17 protein-coding genes and 1 other RNA gene are annotated in these 16,979 nt (G+C 61.8%); 9 read left to right on the top strand and 9 right to left on the bottom strand.

What is annotated here, in order from left to right:
- Positions 1–270 precede the first annotated feature (270 nt).
- Complete coding sequence (locus tag JJD66_RS00195; RefSeq protein ID WP_198715834.1) at positions 271–1,248, bottom strand: NADPH:quinone oxidoreductase family protein; 978 nt, start codon at positions 1,246–1,248, stop codon at positions 271–273.
- A 150-nt stretch (positions 1,249–1,398) separates the two neighbouring features.
- Here JJD66_RS00195 and JJD66_RS00190 point away from each other — a divergent pair, with 150 nt between their 5' ends.
- Entirely contained in the window at positions 1,399–1,806 is a 408-nt protein-coding gene (locus tag JJD66_RS00190; RefSeq protein ID WP_105228920.1) for a flagellar basal body-associated protein FliL, read from the top strand.
- Between the two features lie 42 nt (positions 1,807–1,848).
- On the opposite strand, the gene JJD66_RS00185 is transcribed toward JJD66_RS00190, so the two are convergent.
- The 4 genes from JJD66_RS00185 to JJD66_RS00170 form a co-directional block, all read right to left on the bottom strand.
- A complete protein-coding gene (locus tag JJD66_RS00185) occupies positions 1,849–2,967 on the bottom strand; it encodes an ABC transporter permease (RefSeq protein ID WP_198715832.1) in 1,119 nt (372 codons plus the stop codon).
- Entirely contained in the window at positions 2,967–5,684 is a 2,718-nt protein-coding gene (gene rbbA, locus JJD66_RS00180; RefSeq protein WP_200647390.1) for a ribosome-associated ATPase/putative transporter RbbA, read from the bottom strand. Before rbbA ends, JJD66_RS00185 begins: the two co-directional genes overlap by 1 nt.
- Positions 5,681–6,646 carry an HlyD family secretion protein gene (locus JJD66_RS00175; RefSeq protein ID WP_105228917.1) on the bottom strand — a complete coding sequence of 322 codons (966 nt, stop codon included), beginning with the start codon at positions 6,644–6,646 and terminating at the stop codon, positions 5,681–5,683. Before JJD66_RS00175 ends, rbbA begins: the two co-directional genes overlap by 4 nt.
- Positions 6,647–6,715: 69 nt before the next feature.
- On the bottom strand, positions 6,716–7,165 hold the full coding sequence (locus tag JJD66_RS00170; RefSeq protein ID WP_105228916.1) for an EVE domain-containing protein: 450 nt from the start codon (positions 7,163–7,165) through the stop codon (positions 6,716–6,718).
- A gap of 195 nt (positions 7,166–7,360) precedes the next feature.
- Between JJD66_RS00170 and JJD66_RS00165 the strand changes: the two genes are divergently transcribed.
- A complete protein-coding gene (locus JJD66_RS00165; RefSeq protein ID WP_010207387.1) occupies positions 7,361–7,510 on the top strand; it encodes a hypothetical protein in 150 nt (49 codons plus the stop codon).
- A 12-nt stretch (positions 7,511–7,522) separates the two neighbouring features.
- Here the strand turns inward: JJD66_RS00165 and JJD66_RS00160 are convergent, their stop codons facing one another.
- The 4 genes from JJD66_RS00160 to JJD66_RS00145 form a co-directional block, all read right to left on the bottom strand.
- Positions 7,523–8,152, bottom strand: coding sequence for a 5-formyltetrahydrofolate cyclo-ligase (locus tag JJD66_RS00160; RefSeq protein ID WP_105228915.1), 630 nt, complete (start codon positions 8,150–8,152; stop codon positions 7,523–7,525).
- Positions 8,153–8,209: 57 nt separating this feature from the next.
- Positions 8,210–8,388: non-coding RNA, 6S RNA (gene ssrS / locus JJD66_RS00155), on the bottom strand.
- Between the two features lie 30 nt (positions 8,389–8,418).
- The gene (locus JJD66_RS00150; protein WP_054895993.1) at positions 8,419–8,736 is read right to left on the bottom strand and encodes a cell division protein ZapA; all 318 of its coding nucleotides are present in this window, start codon (positions 8,734–8,736) and stop codon (positions 8,419–8,421) included.
- On the bottom strand, positions 8,733–8,942 hold the full coding sequence (locus JJD66_RS00145) for a TIGR02449 family protein (protein WP_003177365.1): 210 nt from the start codon (positions 8,940–8,942) through the stop codon (positions 8,733–8,735). Before JJD66_RS00145 ends, JJD66_RS00150 begins: the two co-directional genes overlap by 4 nt.
- A gap of 138 nt (positions 8,943–9,080) precedes the next feature.
- On the opposite strand from JJD66_RS00145, the gene JJD66_RS00140 reads away from it, so the two are divergent.
- From JJD66_RS00140 to JJD66_RS00110, 7 genes are all read left to right on the top strand, one after another.
- On the top strand, positions 9,081–9,638 hold the full coding sequence (locus tag JJD66_RS00140; protein ID WP_076951965.1) for a YecA/YgfB family protein: 558 nt from the start codon (positions 9,081–9,083) through the stop codon (positions 9,636–9,638).
- Between the two features lie 20 nt (positions 9,639–9,658).
- The gene (gene pepP / locus JJD66_RS00135; RefSeq protein ID WP_034129009.1) at positions 9,659–10,981 is read left to right on the top strand and encodes a Xaa-Pro aminopeptidase; all 1,323 of its coding nucleotides are present in this window, start codon (positions 9,659–9,661) and stop codon (positions 10,979–10,981) included.
- A complete protein-coding gene (gene ubiH / locus JJD66_RS00130) occupies positions 10,978–12,165 on the top strand; it encodes a 2-octaprenyl-6-methoxyphenyl hydroxylase (RefSeq protein ID WP_105228914.1) in 1,188 nt (395 codons plus the stop codon). The genes pepP and ubiH overlap by 4 nt, the downstream gene beginning before the upstream one ends.
- Positions 12,158–12,643: a DUF4442 domain-containing protein gene (locus JJD66_RS00125; protein WP_198715828.1), complete on the top strand. Its 486-nt coding sequence runs from the start codon at positions 12,158–12,160 to the stop codon at positions 12,641–12,643. Before ubiH ends, JJD66_RS00125 begins: the two co-directional genes overlap by 8 nt.
- Before the next feature lie 8 nt (positions 12,644–12,651).
- Positions 12,652–13,869, top strand: a complete 1,218-nt coding sequence (locus JJD66_RS00120) for a 2-octaprenyl-3-methyl-6-methoxy-1,4-benzoquinol hydroxylase (protein WP_168220205.1) — start codon at positions 12,652–12,654, stop codon at positions 13,867–13,869.
- Between the two features lie 219 nt (positions 13,870–14,088).
- Positions 14,089–15,093 (top strand): extracellular solute-binding protein, encoded by a 1,005-nt coding sequence (locus tag JJD66_RS00115; RefSeq protein ID WP_057975325.1) that lies wholly within the window; start codon positions 14,089–14,091, stop codon positions 15,091–15,093.
- Between the two features lie 150 nt (positions 15,094–15,243).
- Positions 15,244–16,860, top strand: a complete 1,617-nt coding sequence (locus JJD66_RS00110) for an ABC transporter permease (protein WP_020301817.1) — start codon at positions 15,244–15,246, stop codon at positions 16,858–16,860.
- Positions 16,861–16,979: the final 119 nt, after the last annotated feature.

Genomic DNA, 16,979 nt, shown 5'->3' with positions numbered 1-16,979 from the left:
TTTTGACTGCGGATGCGAATGTTACAGTTTCGTTACCGAAAATAGCATCGCCTCTTATCTGCAAACACAGGAAACGAGAGCAATTGCATGTTCTTTTACGAACATGTCGCCTATAGATAAGTGATGGTCGTGGTTAGGTCCTAAGACCGCGAAGTAACTACTGTGGGAGCTGGCTGGCCTGCGATGACGGTCTTTCAGCTTCATCTGTAGCAGCTGACTCACCGCTGTCGCAGGCAAGCCAGCTCCCACATGGATTGCATTTCAGGTGTGTTATCGGGTTTGGACAACTATTTTACCCACTGCCTTGCGCTGCCCCAGATCATTGATCGCCTGTGCTGCCTGTTCCAGCGGATACACCTGTGACACCAACGGCTTCAACTTGCCCTCGCCATACCAGGTGAACAACTGCTGAAAATTCGCCGCGTTATCCTGCGGCTGGCGCTGGGCAAACGAGCCCCAGAACACCCCGACCACCGCTGCGCCCTTGAGCAGCGCCAGATTCACCGGCAGTTCAGGAATACGCCCGCTGGCGAACCCCACCACCAGCAGCCGACCATTCCAGGCGATCGAACGAATGGCCTGGTCAAACAGGTCGCCACCCACCGGGTCGTAGATAACATCGGCGCCTTTGCCATCGGTCAGGCGCTTGACCTCATCCTTGAGGCTGGCTTCGCTGTAGTTGATCAACTCATCGGCGCCGGCCGCCTTGGCTACTGCGAGCTTGTCGGCGCTGCTGGCGGCGGCAATCACCCGGGCGCCCATGGCCTTGCCGATCTCCACGGCGGCCAGGCCCACGCCGCCGGACGCACCAAGCACCAGCAAGGTCTCGCCGGGTTGCAGGTTGGCGCGTTGTTTCAGCGCGTGCATGGAGGTGCCGTAGGTCATGCTGAAGGCGGCGGCGGTGTTGAAGTCCATGCTCGGCGGGATCGGCAGCACGTTATAGCCGGGCACTGCGACCTGCTCGGCAAAGCTGCCCCAGCCGGTCAACGCCATCACACGGTCGCCGACTTGCAGGTGGCTGACTTTCTCACCCACCTCGCAGACCACGCCTGCCGCTTCACCACCGGGTGAGAACGGAAAGGGCGGCTTGAACTGGTATTTGCCTTCGATGATCAGCGTATCCGGGAAATTCACCCCGGCCGCATGCACGTCCAACAGGATTTCATTCTTCTTGATCGCCGGGCTGGCGATCTCTTCCAGCACCAGGGTTTCGGCGGGGCCGAAGGCTTTGCACAGCACAGCTTTCATCGGACTATTCCTTTTGGCGTCGTGGCCGATAAGTGTAGGAGGGTACGCCCGTGGGTCAACGAGCATGCCCGCGCCTGATAAGCCCCCATAAGCTTGTGCTCAGCCTTGCTAGCGTTATGCTACCCGGCAACCGAATTCGAGGAATGAACTGTGAAAGCGTGGATCCTGTTGATGCTGGCCCTGACCTTGCCGATGGCAGCCCAGGCCGAAGAGGCCAAAGAGGGCGAGGCGCCGAAGGTCAGCTATATCAGCCTGAGCCCGCCGTTCGTGGGCAATTACGGCCTGGATGGCACGGCCAAACTCAAGGTGTACAAGGCCGACATCGCCCTGCGTGTGACCGGCACCGAAGCAGCCGCGGCGGTCAAGGCCAACGATCCGTTGATCCGCAACCAGCTGGTGGCGCTGTTTACCCAGCAGACCAGCGAGGCCATGAGTACGGTCGAAGGCAAGGAAAAGCTGCGTCAGGAAGCCCTGAAACAAACCCAGCAAGTGATGAATGACGAGACCGGCAAGCCGATGGTCGAAGACCTGCTCTTCAACAATCTGATCATCCAGTAAAGCCGGCGCTTCGCGCCATTCGCGAGGTCCTGCCAGGCTTCCTCAGGAAGCCAGGCTTTTGCGAAACCGCGCCAACGCCACCGCAAAAAATACCAGGCCAATCCCCGCCAGTGCCAGCAAGTCTGGCCACACTACGCTCAGCCCTGCATCCCTGAATAGAATCGCTGCACTCAAGCTCACAAAATGCGTCGATGGTGAGCCCTGCATCACCCACTGCAACCATTCGGGCATGCTGTCCAGCGGCGTGCTGCCGCCAGAGAGCAACAGCATCGGGATGATCACCGGGATCGCCAGCAGGCCGAACTGCGGCGTCGAGCGGGCGAGGGTGGCGAGGAAGATCCCCAGCGCGGTACTCGCAAACAGATACAGCGCCGTCACCAGCAGGAACAGGCTCAACGAACCGGCTAACGGCACGCCGAGCAAACCTTTGACCACCAGTTCCAGGGACAGCCACGTACACAACACCACCACCAGCATGTTGCTCCAGATTTTCGCCAGCATAATCTCCAGCGCGGTCAGAGGCAGCACCAGCAGGTGATCGAGAGTGCCGTGCTCGCGTTCGCGCAACAGGGCGGTGCCGGTCAACACGATGGCGAGGATGGTGATGTTGTTGACGATCTGGATCACCGCCAGGAACCAGCCGCCTTCCAGGTTGGTATTGAACAGTGCCCGGGTGGTCAGCAGGGCCGGGGCTTTGCTAGCAGCGTCGGCCTGACCGCTGTAGGTCAGCAGCTCGCGTTGAAAAATTCGCCCGATGTAACCCGCCCCCATGAATGCCTGGCTCATCGCCGTGGCATCGACGTTCACTTGCACACCCGGCTGGCGCCCCGCTAGCAGGTCGGCCTGGAAATTCGCCGGTACATTGATCACGAAGGTGTATTGGCCGCTGTCCATGACCTTGTCCATCTGGTCGTAAGGCAGTGGCGCTGGCGCCTGGAACTCTGGAGGTTGCAGGGCCTGGGCCATTTGCCGCGAGAGCGCGCTGTGGTCTTCATCGACAAAGGCCACGCTGGCGTTGTGCACGCCAATTACCGAGCCGGCTGCGGGCATATAAATCGCCACGGTAAAGGCGTAGAACAGAAACAGCAGCAACACGCTGTCGTGGCGCAGGCTGGTGAGTTCCTTGAGCCCCAGGCGCAGGATGTGAGTGAGCTTGTGCATCAAGCCTCCTGCTTCTTGAGCATCACCAGGCTCAGCCCGGTAAAACCGACGAAAAACCCGAACAACGCCAGGCATTGAGGCCACAACTGACGCAGGTCCAGGGCCTTGGTGAAGGTGCCCACCGCAATATCCAGAAAGTGCCCGGCCGGAAACAGCATGCCCATCAGCCCCGCCGCCCCCTCCAGGGACGAACGTGGCACGATCAGCCCGGAAAACTGGATGGTCGGCAGGCTGGTGATGATCATGGTGCCGAGGATCGCTGCGATCTGGGTGCGGGTGAACGCCGAGATCAGCAGGCCCATGCTCGTCGTCGCCAGCACATACAACAGGCCGCCGAAGGCCAGGGTCAGGCCGCTGCCTTTGAACGGTACACTGAACAACCAGCGGTTCATCGCCACCAGCAGCGCCAGGTTGATCAGGCTGACGGCGAGGTAGGGCGCCTGTTTGCCCAACAGGAACTCCAGGCGTGTCAGCGGCGTGGCATAGAAGTTGGTAATCGACCCCAGCTCCTTCTCGCGCACGATGCCGAGGGCGGTGAGCATGGCCGGAATGAACGCCAGGATCAGCGCCATCACGCCAGGGCCGATAGCGTTCACGCTGACCACGTCCTGGTTGTAGCGAAAGCGGGTTTCCAGTTTGGCGGCCGCCTGGTTATTCAAGGGCAGGCTACTGAGTTCAGCCAGTTGCGCAAGGTTGCTCTGGTGCACGGCCTCCACGTAGTTGCGGCTGGTTTCAGCGCGAAACGGCATGCCCCCGTCGAGCCAGGCCGCGACAGTGGGCTGGCGGCCGGCGTAGAGGTCGCGACCAAAGCCGGGCGGGATCTCCAGGGCCAGTTTGATTTCCGAGCGCTGCAGGCGCCGATGCAGTTCGTTGGCGTCGCTGATGGGGGCTCGTTCAGCGAAATAGCGCGAACTGCGAAACGCTTCCAGGTAGCTACGGCTTTGCGGGGTCTGGTCCTGGTCGTAGACGGCGAAGGCGAGGTTTTCCACGTCCAGGGATATGCCGTAGCCGAAGATCACCATCATGAACAGCGCCCCGAGCAAAGCAAAGGCCATACGTACCTTATCGCGCAGCAGTTCCTTGCCTTCGCGGCTGGCCACCGCCAACCACCGCGCCAGGCTGAAGCCGCGTTTGCTCGCGGGCGGCGCGTGGGTTTCGTTGACGGTTGCAGGGGGAGTGGTGGGTTCCGGTTCGCCCTGTGCCTGTTCCAGGCAGGTGACGAACGCGGCTTCCAGGGTGTCACCGTGGAACTGCTGTTGCAGCGCCTCGGGCGTGTCGCAGGCCAACACCTTGCCGGCATGCATCAAGGAGATGCGGTCGCAGCGCTGGGCTTCGTTCATAAAGTGGGTGGACAGGAAGATGGTCACGCCCTGTTCCCGTGACAACTCGATCAGCAATCGCCAGAAATCATCCCGCGCCGCAGGGTCGACGCCCGAGGTGGGTTCATCGAGGATCAGCACTTCCGGGCGATGCAGCACCGCAACCGCCAAGGACAAACGCTGGCGCAGGCCAAGGGGTAACTCGCCGGAGGGCTGTTCGGCCACTTCACCAAGGTCGAAACGTTGGATCAGTTCATCAATGCGCGGGCCGCTGTCGGCCTTGGGCAAGTCGAACAGTTGCGCATGCAGCACCAAGTTCTGGCGCACGCTCAGCTCGCCATACAGCGAGAAGCTCTGCGACATGAAGCCTACGCGTTTGCGGGTCGCCAGGTCCTTGGCGTCCACCGGTTTGCCCAGCAGGATTGCATTGCCCTCGGTGGCCGGCATCAGCCCGGTCAGGACTTTCATGGTGGTGGTCTTGCCGCAGCCGTTGGAACCGAGGAAGCCGAAGATCTCGCCGCGGCCAATGGCAAAGCTGACGTTGTTCACCGCAGTGAAATCGCCAAAGCGCAGGGTCAGGTTGTGGGCTTGGATGGCGATATCGGCGTTGCCGCCTGTACGCGGTGGAATGACCAGTGGTTGGTTGTTGTGGGCACTGTCGCCCTGGAAGTGGGTGAAGGCTTCATCCAGTTTGCCGCTGGGCGTGATCGTCGCCAGTTCGCGGCTCAGCCCATCGGCGATTAACCTGCCACGGTCGAGCATCAGGCAATGCTCAAATTGCTCGGCCTCTTCCATGTAGGCGGTGGCCACCAGCAGTGTCAGTTGCGGGCGCTCACTGCGTACGCTGTCTACCAGCTCCCAGAAACGCCTGCGTGACAGTGGGTCGACGCCGGTGGTGGGCTCGTCGAGGATCAACAGGTCCGGATCATGGATCAGTGCGCAGCACAGGCCGAGCTTCTGTTTCATGCCGCCGGAGAGCTTGCCTGCCGGGCGCTCGGCAAAGCGTGCAAGGTCGGTGGCGAGCAGCAGGTTGTGCATGCGCTGGTCGCAATCGGCTTTCGACAGGCCGAACAAAGTAGCGAAGAAACGGATGTTCTCGCTGATGGACAGCTCGGGGTATAGGTTGCCGCCCAGGCCCTGAGGCATAAAGGCGATGCGCGGGTACAGGCTGTTGCGGTGGCGACGGTCTTGGATGGAACCGCCGAGCACCTGCAACTGGCCGTCCTGCAGTTTTTTAACCCCCGCGATCAAACCCAGCAGGCTCGACTTGCCGGCGCCGTCCGGGCCGATCAACCCGCAGCGGGTACCGGCCGGCAGGCTGAAGGCAATGTCGAGCAGTGCATGTTGCTTGCCGTAGCGGTGGTTGATCCCCGTGGCGTGCAGCGCCAAGCCGCTCATTGCAGGTTGGCCGGCCAGTCGACATCGGCCGTGCGTACATAGCCCGCGCCGGGCATGCCCGGTTTGGCTTGTGGCACGGCGCTTGGCTGAGTCAGGCGCAATTTGACGCGGAACACCAGTTTCTGCCGCTCATCGCGGGTTTCGACTTCCTTGGGAGTGAACTGGGATTTGGCCGCGACAAAACTGATTCTGGCCGGCAGCGCTTGCTGGGGCAGGGCGTCGAGCAGGATACGCGCTTCACTGCCGACGGTCAGACGGCCGGTAACGGAGGCGGGCAGGTAGAGATTCATGTACTGGTCATTGGGGTCAATCAGCAGCAACACGCGCCCGCCCGCGCCGAGCACTTCGCCCGGCTCGGCCAGGCGCAATTGGATGATACCGTCGATGGGCGCTCGCAGGCTGCTGTCGTCGATTTCACTGGTGAGCTGGGCCACTTGGGCCTGGGCCGCGCCGATGGCGGCCTTCACCGCGTTGACCTGGGCTTGGGCGGCGATCACTGCCGCGTTGCCGGTGTTCTGGCGCGCTTGCTGCTGGTCGATCAATTGGCTGCTGGCGAAGCCGCGCCGGTACAGCTCTTGGGTACGCTTGAGTTCCTGGCTGGCCAGCAGTTGCTCGCTTTGGCGCAATTGCACGTTGGCTTGGGCGGCGGCGAAGTTTTCCTTGGCGCGCAACACCTCTGCTTCGGCCTGGGCGCGTTGGGCTTGCAGGGTGCGGGTGTCCATGCGCGCCAGCAACTGGCCCTTGAGCACTTTGTCGCCTTCATCCACGTGCACTTCGGCCAGGCGCCCGGGAATCTTGGCGGCGATCTGCACTTCGGTGGATTCCAGGCGCCCATTGCCCATGCTCAAGCCTTCGGGCAGGCGGTCCTGGGTCGAACGCCAGTAACCAAAGGCCCCGGCCCCCAGCAACAGGACGATCAGGGCGATGGCGAACAGACGGGACGTATGGTGGTTCGTAGACATGGCTGCATCCTGCGGCGTTAGCGTCCCAGTGTGATGGGTTTAGCCCATGGGGGGGTTGATATCGGTCAGTTAAAGCAGAGAAAGGATGGCCGCCCATTGTTCAGGCGTGACTGCCATGACAGAAAGCCGGCTGCCCTTTTGCACCAGCGGCATTTCAGCCAGTGCAGTTTGCTGCTTCAGATAGCCAAGGCTTAGCACCTTGGGGAAGGTCTGCGCATGGGCGACATCGATCGCGCTCCACGGGTTTTTCTCCGGGGTGGCCTTGGCGTCGAAATAGTGGCTTTCTGGTTCCAGTGCGGTGGGGTCCGGGTAGGCGGCGCGGATAATTTTGCCGGTGCCGGCAATCCCAGGCTCCGGGCAACTGGAGTGATAGAAGAAAAACTCGTCGCCCACGGCCATGGCACGCAAAAAGTTGCGGGCCTGATAGTTGCGTACCCCGTCCCAGCGCGCTTCGCCGAGCTTTTCCAGGCCGTTGATGGAGAGTTCGTCGGGCTCGGATTTCATCAGCCAGTAGGCCATTGTTGGGCTCCTGAAAAAGGCATTGGGCAAGTTGTCGGGCAATTGCATGACAAACCGACAGTCGGTTGGCGTCAAGGTTTGCGTGTTGGTTCACGTTACCGCAGAATGCGCGCTTTTAAGCTTGACGCAGCTGCAACGGACTACTTTGGAACGTTGTTGTCATCGTGTACGAGGTGCCTGAAAGGGGGGCAATCGATGCAACGTAAGCCGGATTTACTATGGATTTTGGTTATTTTGTTTGGTCTGGGCGTCGTGACCACCGGTTATGCCCAGAGCCTGTGGTCGAACAAGACCGATGCACCGGTTGAACTGGCTCAGCAGCAGCCACAACCGTTCAAGCGTTAACTCAAGCATTCACTAAGGCGCCGCTGTTTCCAGTGGCGTTTGCGCGACATACCACTGCTTATCAGTCACCGTACCCGCCAACGGCACATCCCAGCTTGCCTGCGCCAGGCGTTCGACTTTCTGGCATTCATGGGCCAGCCCCAGCAGCGTTGGCTTGCGCCAGCTCTGGCGGCGGGCAAGATAAGCCAGGCTGCGATCGTAGAACCCGCCGCCCATGCCCAGGCGCCCGCCCACATCATCGAACCCCACCAACGGCAACAACACCAGGTCCAGCGCCCAGACCTGGCGCTGGTGATGGGCATTGACCCGTGGCTCAAGAATGCGAAAGCGGTTGGGCAACAACTTATCCCCAGGACGTACGCGCTGGAACACCATCTTGGTGCGCGGCCAGGCGCTGAGCACCGGCAGGTAAGTGGCTTTGCCGCGGCGCTGGGCCGCACGCAGCAGCAGGCGCGGATCGATTTCACCGTCCGTGGGCAGATATAAAGAGATATGTTTGGCCCGGCGAAACAGCGGGTGCTGTGCCAGTTGTCGGTACAGACCCTGAGCGGCCTGGCGCTGCTCGCTTGGCGTGAGGGCGCGGCGGGCCTTGCGCAACATGCGTCGAAGTTGCGGACGAGATAGCGGCGCAGGTTCGGTCATGATTTTCGGCTCATAAAACAATGCCAGTCCGGGGACTGGCATTGAGTTTGGGAATTCAGGCTCCCCGACAGAGCCGCTGTCGACTTAGCCCTTGAACCCGAAAGTTCAAGGTGGAAGAAGCAGTAGGCTTTAAGGCTTTCCGTCTAGCGGACATGCACACCAGCCCAACGTGCAACTTCCAGGGTAGTGCGAATCGGCTCAGGGACATCGCCGACTGGCAAACACGCCAGGGAGTGGGGCGAGTATACCTTAAACCCGCTCGGCAATCAGCCCTTGGGTGTGTCTGAATCGGTGGAAAGCGCCAGATCCACGCGATCGAGCAGGTCACGCACCTGCTCGCGCGTCGAGCCACTTGCCTGTACGTCAGGGCGCTCCTGCTTATGCAGCAGGTCGTGGGTGATATTCAGCGCGGCCATCACAGCGATGCGGTCGGCGCCGATCACTTTGCCGCTGCTGCGGATTTCGCGCATCTTGCCGTCCAGGTAGCGGGCAGCGCTCACCAGGTTGCTGCGTTCTTCCTGGGGGCAGATGATCGAATATTCTTTGTCGAGGATCTGCACGGTAACGCTATTGCTTGAACTCATGAGTCTTGCTCCAGGGCCTTCAGGCGCGAAATCATAGATTCGACCTTACGCCGGGCGATTTCGTTTTTTTCAATGAGGTGAGCGCGTTCCTCGCGCCAGGTCTTTTCCTGAGCTAATAGGAGTCCGTTTTGACTCTTAAGTTGCTCGACCCGATCAATTAGCAGTTCGAGTCTGGCCATCAGCGCTTGCAGGTCGGTGTCTTCCATTGGGTTCCACTGGATTTGTCTGATGAATGGCAACTGCAGGATAAACGATCTGACGCCCTCGATAGTCTTGGTACGTCTGCCGGTGCTAGGATACAGCGCTCCATTCTAGACATTGCGCCGTCTGGCGCCTAGCTCACCATGCCCATTCAGAACTCCCCGTACGATGCTTTTTCCAAACTGCTGAGCACCAGCGGCCATCCATGCTCGCCTGCTGAACTGCACGGCGTGCTGTTGGGCCGCAGTTGCACCGGTGTCGGCTTTGATGCCGACAACTGGCTGGCCGATGTGGCCGAGCTGCTGGAAACCGAACCCACCGAGAACGTGCGCAATGCGTTGATCGGCCTGCAAGAGATGGTCAAGGGCGAGTTGACCGGTGACGACGTCACCGTGGTCCTGCTGCTGCCGACCGATGACGCGCCGCTCACCGAGCGCGCTGCTGCCCTGGGCCAGTGGTGCCAGGGTTTCCTCCACGGTTTCGGCGTGAATGCCGGCGGCCTGGAGCTGAGCACCGACGCCAAGGAAGTGCTGCAGGACCTGGCGGCCATCTCACAGGTGCAAGATGCCCTGGAAGAGTCCGAAGATGGCGAAGGCGACTACATGGAAGTCATGGAATACCTGCGCGTCGCGCCGTTGCTGCTGTTCACCGAGACCCGCAAGTCCGCTGAGCCCGCTGCTCCCAAGCCGTCGTTGCACTGAGAAAGGAAGCCCATCTGCCCATGATTCATATCCCCAAAGCGGAATACACCCGTCGCCGCAAGGCGCTCATGGCGCAGATGGAACCCAACAGCATCGCGATCCTGCCGGCCGCCGCCGTGGCCATCCGCAACCGCGATGTCGAGCATGTTTACCGCCAGGACAGCGATTTCCAGTACCTGAGCGGTTTCCCCGAGCCCGAAGCGGTGATCGTGCTGATGCCCGGTCGCCAACACGGCGAGTACGTGCTGTTCTGCCGCGAGCGCAATGCCGAGCGCGAATTGTGGGACGGCCTGCGTGCGGGCACCGAGGGCGCGATTCGCGACTTTGGCGCGGATGACGCCTTCCCCATTACCGATATCGACGACATCCTGCCCGGCCTGATCGAAGGTCGCGACCGCGTGTACTCGGCCATGGGCAGCAATGCCGAGTTCGACCGGCACGTGATGGAGTGGATCAACGTGATCCGTTCCAAAGCGCACCTGGGCGCCCAGCCGCCGAACGAATTCGTTGCCCTGGATCATTTGCTCCACGATATGCGCCTGTATAAATCGGCGGCAGAAGTGAAGGTGATGCGCGAGGCAGCGCGAATTTCCTGTGCGGCCCATGTGCGGGCGATGCAGGCCAGCCGTGCCGGCCTGCATGAGTTCAGCCTGGAAGCCGAGCTGGATTACGAGTTTCGCAAAGGCGGCGCGAAGATGCCGGCCTATGGCTCCATCGTCGCTGCTGGGCGCAACAGCTGCATCCTGCATTACCAGCAGAATGATGCGGTGCTCAAGGACGGCGATCTGGTGCTGATCGACGCCGGGTGTGAGATCGATTGCTACGCCAGCGATATCACCCGTACCTGGCCGGTCAACGGCAAGTTTTCGCCGGAGCAGAAGGCGATCTACGAGATTGTGCTGGCCTCCCAGGAAGCCGCCTTCAAGCAGATCGCACCGAACAAGCATTGGAACCAGGCCCATGAGGCGACCGTGCAGGTCATCACCGCCGGCCTGGTGAAGCTGGGGTTGTTGCAAGGTGACGTTGACGAGTTGATCGCCAGCGAAGCCTACCGCGCCTTCTACATGCACCGTGCCGGCCACTGGCTGGGCATGGATGTGCATGATGTGGGCGAGTACAAAGTGGGCGGTGAATGGCGCGTGTTGGAAGTGGGCATGGCCTTGACCGTGGAGCCGGGCATCTATATTTCCCCGGACAACCAGAACGTGGCAAAAAAATGGCGTGGCATTGGCGTGCGCATCGAGGACGACGTGGTAGTGACCAAGCAAGGCTGTGAAATCCTGACTGGCGGCGTGCCCAAGACCGTTGCCGAGATCGAAGCGTTGATGGCGGCTGCCCGATGAGCCGGGTCAACCTGGCGATTATCGGCGGTGGCCTGGTGGGCGCCAGCCTGGCCCTGGCGTTGCAAGCGGGGGCCAAGGCGCGGGGTTGGAAGATCGTGCTGATCGAGCCCTTTGCACCGGGCGACAGCTACCAACCGAGCTACGATGCGCGCTCTTCCGCGCTGTCGTTTGGCGCGCGCCAGATTTACCAGCGGCTGGGCCTGTGGCAAGCCATTTCCCGACGTGCAGAGCCGATCAAGCAGATCCACGTGTCGGACCGTGGGCGTTTCTCCACCGCGCGTCTGTCTGCGATGGAGGAGGGCGTGCCGGCCCTGGGTTATGTGGTAGAAAACGCCTGGCTCGGCCAATGCCTGTGGCAAGGCTTGGACAAGGACGTGGTGAGCTGGCGCTGCCCGGCGGAAGTCACGCGCATGGAGCCGCTGCCCGATGGCTATCGCCTGACCCTCAACGATGAAACCGTGCTGGAATGCGACCTTGCGGTACTGGCCGATGGCGGCCGTTCCGGCTTGCGTGAGCAACTGGGCATTGGCGTGAAAACCCGGCCCTACAACCAGAGCGCCCTGATCGCCAACATCACCCCGAGCGAAGCCCACAATGGCGAGGCGTTCGAGCGTTTTACCGATGACGGCCCCATGGCCTTGCTGCCGCTGCCGGACAACCGTTGCGCGCTGGTCTGGACCCGCATCGGCATGGACGCCCAGCGCCTGGCCAGCCTTGACGAGCGTAGCTTCCTGAGCGAACTGCAGGGTGTGTTCGGGTATCGCCTGGGCACCCTCAAGCAAGTGGGCGCCCGCCACCTATACCCGTTGACCCTGGTGGAAGCCGAAGAGCAAGTGCGCTCGCACCTGGCGGTCCTCGGCAATGCTGCCCATAGCCTGCACCCGATTGCCGGGCAGGGGTTCAACCTGTCTCTGCGCGATGCCAATGCCTTGGCCGAAGCGCTGCTGGCCGGGCCTGCTGTGCCGGGTGACCTGGCGACTTTGCAAGGCTATCGCGAGCGCCAGCGCCTGGACCAGCAACTCACCGTAGGCTTCTCCGACCAGGTCACGCGCCTGTTTGGCAGTGCCCAACCGTTGGTGGCGCTGGGCCGCAATATGGGCTTGCTCGGCCTCGACCTGTTGCCACCGGCCAAACGCTGGTTCGCCCGCCAGGCCATGGGCCTGGGTACGCGTTCCGATGCGTAAGTGGCTAACCCAACGCGTGGGCAAGGCGCGCCTGTTGCGCTGGTTCCTCACCCTGTACCCGCCGTATCTCGGCGCCGGGGTGCGGGTGCAAGCATTGAGTGCCGATTTTCGGCATGCCAAGGTGCGCATGGGCCTGGGTTGGTACAACCGCAATTACGTCGGTACGCAATTTGGCGGCAGCCTGTATTCGATGGTCGATCCGTTCTATATGTTGCTGTTGATGGAGAACCTGGGGCGCGACTACATCGTGTGGGACAAGGCCGCGAGTATCGACTTCATCTCGCCGGGCAAAGGCCCGGTGTATGCCGAATTCTCCATCGACGACGCTTTGCTCGATGAAATCCGGCGCCAGACCGCAGGTGGCGAGAAATATCTGCCCCACCTCAAGGTCGAGATTCATGACGGCTCCGGCACTCTGGTGGCGCGGGTCGACAAAACCCTTTATGTGCGGCGCAAGTCGCCAGCGAGACAGGCTTGAATATGGACATGCGCGCAGATGTGCTGATTGTCGGGGCCGGAATGGTCGGAAGCGCCCTGGCGCTGGCGTTGCAGGGCAGTGGCCTGCAGGTGCTGCTGCTCGACGGCAGCCCGTTGAGCGTCAAGCCGTTTGAGCCGGCGGCGGCGTTTGAACCACGGGTGAGTGCGTTGTCGGCGGCCAGCCAGCGCATTCTTGAGCGCCTGGGCGTGTGGGACGGCATCGTAGAGCGGCGTGCCAGCCCCTATGGCGAAATGCAGGTATGGGACGGCAGCGGTACCGGGCAGATCCACTTCTCGGCGGCCAGTGTGCATGCGGAGGTGCTTGGGCATATCGTCGAGAACCGCGTGGTGCAGGATGCCTTGCTTGATCGCCTGCATGACTGCGACCTCGGCCTGCTGGCCAATGCGCGCCTGGAACAGATGCGCCGATCCGGCGATGACTGGTTGTTGACCCTGGCCGACGGCCGCAAGCTGCGCGCGCCGCTGGTGGTGGCAGCCGACGGTGCCAACTCCGCTGTACGCCGCCTGACCGGTACACCTACCCGCGAATGGGATTACCTGCACAACGCCATCGTCACCAGCGTGCGCAGCAGCCAGCCGCACCAGCGCACCGCGTGGCAACGTTTCACCGACACCGGCCCGCTGGCGTTCCTGCCGCTGGTGCGCGATGGGCAGGAAGACTGGTGCTCGATTGTCTGGTCGACCACGCCCGCGGAGTCCGAGCGCTTGATGGCGCTGGATGATGAACGCTTCTGTCGGGAACTGGAACGTGCCTTCGAGGGGCGCTTGGGCACTGTGGTCAGTGCCGACCCGCGTGTGTGCGTACCGTTGCGCCAGCGCCATGCCAAACGTTATGTGGCCGAAGGCCTGGCGTTGATCGGCGACGCCGCCCACGTCATTCACCCGTTGGCGGGGCAGGGCGTCAACCTGGGTTTCCTCGATGCAGCCGTGCTGGCCGAAGTGCTGTTGGCGGCGACCGAGCGCGGCGAGCGCTTGGCCGATGTGAAAGTGCTGAGCCGTTACGAGCGGCGCCGCATGCCCCATAACCTGGCGCTGATGGCGGCGATGGAAGGCTTTGAGCGCTTGTTCCAGGCCGATCAACTGCCGCTGCGCTGGTTGCGCAACGCGGGTTTGAAAATCGTCGACCAGATGCCCGAAGCCAAAGCCGTGTTTGTGCGCCAGGCACTGGGATTGACTGGCGATCTCCCCGAACTCGCCAAACCCTGAACTGAAATGCGTCCGTTCGGGCTTGTGTGGGAGCGGGCTTGCTCGCGAATGCAGTGGTTCAGTTGATATTTCTATAACTGACACTCCGTTTTCGCGAGCAAGCCCGCTCCCACAAAGGTGAATAAAAGCACCTGCAACATCTGGTAACGCCTCAACCAAGCGTTACCAAATGTGAGTCCTTATCATTTGCCCTCCATTTGCAAATGAGAGACCGCACCCATGTTGGCACCCAAGCGCCTCCTGACTGCCCTGGCACTCACCCTGATCGGCAGCACCACCGTGCAGGCGGCCGACGAAGTCGTGGTCTACTCCTCGCGTATCGACGAACTGATCAAGCCCGTCTTCGACGCCTATACCAAAAAGACCGGCGTACAGGTCAAGTTCATCACCGACAAGGAAGCCCCGTTGATGCAGCGCATCAAGGCAGAGGGCGAGAACGCCACCGCCGACCTGCTGCTCACCGTTGACGCCGGTAACCTCTGGCAGGCCGAGCAGATGGGCATCCTGCAACCGTTCACCTCTCCTGTCATCGACAAGAACATTCCTCTGCAATATCGCTCATCGGCCCACGCCTGGACCGGTTTGAGCCTGCGTGCGCGAACGATCGCCTATTCCACCGACCGGGTAAAACCGGGCGACCTGACCACCTACGAAGCCCTGGCCGACAAGCAGTGGGAAGGCCGCCTGTGCCTGCGCACGGCGAAAAAAGTCTACAACCAGTCGCTGACCGCCACGTTGATCGAAACCCATGGCGCGGCCAAGACCGAAGAAATCATCAAGGGTTGGGTGAATAACCTCTCCACTGACGTGTTCTCCGATGACATCGCCGTGCTGGAGGCCATCAACGCCGGGCAATGCGACGTGGGTATCGTCAATACCTATTACTACGGTCGCCTGCACAAGCAGAAGCCAGAGCTGGCGGTGAAGTTGTTCTGGCCGAACCAGGGCGACCGCGGCGTGCATGTGAATCTCTCCGGCATCGGCCTGACCCAGCACGCACCGCACCCGGAAGCGGCCAAGGCGCTGGTGGAGTGGATGACCACGCCTGAGGCACAGAAGATCTTCGCCGACGTCAACCAGGAGTTCCCTGCCAACCCAGCGGTACCGCCATCGGCGGAAGTGGCGACCTGGGGCAAGTTCGTGGCCGATACCTTGCCAGTGGAAGTGGCAGGCAAGCGCCAGGCCGAAGCGATTCGCCTGATGGATCGCGCTGGCTGGAACTGAAGCTGCGCCGCTTAACTGTGGGAGCTGGCTTGCCCGCGATTGCATCACTTCGGTATCACTGATACACCGAGGTGCTTGTATCGCAGGCAAGCCAGCTCCCACATTGGTTAGTGGCCGCTTCAACATCTTTATTTTTCTGAGAGCTTTTCCTTGGCCCACCCCGCCCAACGTCGCTGGTACCTACCGGTTTTCAGCGTCGCCGCCCTGGTGCTGTTGCCGCTGAGCGTGCTGCTGCTGTCCTGGCAAAGCATTGACCCACAGATCTGGTCGCACCTTTGGGACACTCAGATGCCCCGCTTGCTGGGCAACACCTTGACCCTGGTGCTCGGTGTCGGCCTGGGCGTGACGCTGCTCGGCGTCAGCCTGGCCTGGCTGACCAGCCTGTGCGAGTTCCCCGGGCGGCGCTGGCTCGATTGGGCACTGATGTTGCCCTTTGCAATCCCTGCCTATGTGCTGGCCTTCGTGTTTGTGGGCCTGCTGGATTTCGCCGGCCCGGTGCAAACCCTGCTGCGCGAGTGGTTCGGCACCGGGCTGCGTTTGCCGCGGGTACGCTCTACCAGCGGCGTGGTCATTGTGTTGGTGCTGGTGTTCTATCCCTATGTCTACCTGCTGGCGCGCAGCGCGTTCCTGGCCCAGGGCAAAGGCTTGATGGAAGCGGCGCGGGTGCTGGGGCAATCGCCATGGCAAGCGTTCTGGCGCGTGGCATTGCCAATGGCGCGACCAGCAATTGGTGCCGGTGTGGCCTTGGCGCTGATGGAGACGCTCGCGGATTTTGGCGCGGTCTCGGTGTTCAATTTCGACACCTTTACCACCGCAATCTATAAAACCTGGTACGGCTTTTTCAGCCTGTCCAGTGCCGCGCAACTGGCCAGCCTGCTGCTGCTGGTAGTGATGCTGGTGCTGTATGGCGAGCGACGTGCGCGCGGGGCCAGCCGACCGAGCAATGAGCGCCCACGGGGCAAGGCGTTGTACCACCTGCGCGGGTTCAAAGCCGTGGCGGCCAGCGCTTGGTGCAGCCTGGTCTTCGCCTGTGCGTTCGTGATTCCGATGCTGCAACTGGTGGCGTGGTTCTGGCAGCGTGGCCGCTTCGACCTGGATGAACGTTACACCGGGCTGATCGTGCATACCCTTTACCTGGGCGGTATCGCAGCGCTGATCACGGTCAGCGTGGCGCTGATACTGGCCTTTGCCAACCGTCTGGCGCCCACCCGGGCGATTCGCTCCGGTATCAGCCTGGCCAATGTCGGCTATGCCTTGCCAGGCTCGGTGCTGGCGGTGTCGATCATGCTGGCGTTCAGTTACCTGGACCGCGAGTTGGTGGTGCCGCTCTCCGGATGGCTGGGCGGGGCGGGCAAGCCTTTGCTGCTGGGCAGCCTGTCGGCACTGGTGCTGGCGTACCTGGTGCGGTTCCTGGCGGTGGCCTACGGGCCGCTGGAAAACAGCCTGGCGCGAATCCGTCCGTCACTGCCCGAAGCGGCACGCAGCCTTGGCGTGAGCGGCCCACGACTGTTTTGCAAAGTGTATCTGCCGTTATTGCTGCCGGGCACGTTGAGCGCAGCGCTGCTGGTGTTTGTGGATGTGCTCAAGGAAATGCCCGCCACCTTGCTGATGCGCCCGTTTGGTTGGGACACCCTGGCGGTCCGCATCTTTGAAATGACCAGTGAAGGCGAATGGGCGCGGGCGTCTTTGCCGGCGCTGACCCTTGTGCTGGTTGGCTTGTTGCCGGTCATCGGGCTGATTCGTCGCTCGGCTCGGCAAATCGGTTAGGTGCCAGTCCTACGGCTTGAGGCTACAATGCGCGGCATTCGGTGCGCTCCGTCTTTCGGATCGACCTGCTGTATGTGGCTGCGGGCCTTGTAGTACAAGGTGTTCGGCGCAAGTGGCAG

The organism is Pseudomonas sp. MF6751 (genome assembly GCF_016613265.1).
GTDB lineage: Bacteria > Pseudomonadota > Gammaproteobacteria > Pseudomonadales > Pseudomonadaceae > Aquipseudomonas > Aquipseudomonas fluorescens_BV.
Note: the sequence above shows the minus strand (reverse complement) of the source record. Positions and strands in the feature narration are given on the sequence as shown.

Bases quoted from the DNA above. Each gene is read 5' to 3' on its own strand.
- JJD66_RS00195 (WP_198715834.1), bottom strand. From the start codon at position 1,248: ATGAAAGCTGTGCTGTGCAAAGCCTTCGGCCCCGCCGAAACCCTGGTG.
- JJD66_RS00185 (WP_198715832.1), bottom strand. From the start codon at position 2,967: ATGCACAAGCTCACTCACATCCTGCGCCTGGGGCTCAAGGAACTCACC.
- rbbA (WP_200647390.1), bottom strand. From the start codon at position 5,684: ATGAGCGGCTTGGCGCTGCACGCCACGGGGATCAACCACCGCTACGGC.
- JJD66_RS00175 (WP_105228917.1), bottom strand. From the start codon at position 6,646: ATGTCTACGAACCACCATACGTCCCGTCTGTTCGCCATCGCCCTGATC.
- JJD66_RS00170 (WP_105228916.1), bottom strand. From the start codon at position 7,165: ATGGCCTACTGGCTGATGAAATCCGAGCCCGACGAACTCTCCATCAAC.
- JJD66_RS00165 (WP_010207387.1), top strand. From the start codon at position 7,361: ATGCAACGTAAGCCGGATTTACTATGGATTTTGGTTATTTTGTTTGGT.
- JJD66_RS00160 (WP_105228915.1), bottom strand. From the start codon at position 8,152: ATGACCGAACCTGCGCCGCTATCTCGTCCGCAACTTCGACGCATGTTG.
- JJD66_RS00150 (WP_054895993.1), bottom strand. From the start codon at position 8,736: ATGAGTTCAAGCAATAGCGTTACCGTGCAGATCCTCGACAAAGAATAT.
- JJD66_RS00145 (WP_003177365.1), bottom strand. From the start codon at position 8,942: ATGGAAGACACCGACCTGCAAGCGCTGATGGCCAGACTCGAACTGCTA.
- JJD66_RS00140 (WP_076951965.1), top strand. From the start codon at position 9,081: ATGCCCATTCAGAACTCCCCGTACGATGCTTTTTCCAAACTGCTGAGC.
- pepP (WP_034129009.1), top strand. From the start codon at position 9,659: ATGATTCATATCCCCAAAGCGGAATACACCCGTCGCCGCAAGGCGCTC.
- ubiH (WP_105228914.1), top strand. From the start codon at position 10,978: ATGAGCCGGGTCAACCTGGCGATTATCGGCGGTGGCCTGGTGGGCGCC.
- JJD66_RS00125 (WP_198715828.1), top strand. From the start codon at position 12,158: ATGCGTAAGTGGCTAACCCAACGCGTGGGCAAGGCGCGCCTGTTGCGC.
- JJD66_RS00120 (WP_168220205.1), top strand. From the start codon at position 12,652: ATGCGCGCAGATGTGCTGATTGTCGGGGCCGGAATGGTCGGAAGCGCC.
- JJD66_RS00115 (WP_057975325.1), top strand. From the start codon at position 14,089: ATGTTGGCACCCAAGCGCCTCCTGACTGCCCTGGCACTCACCCTGATC.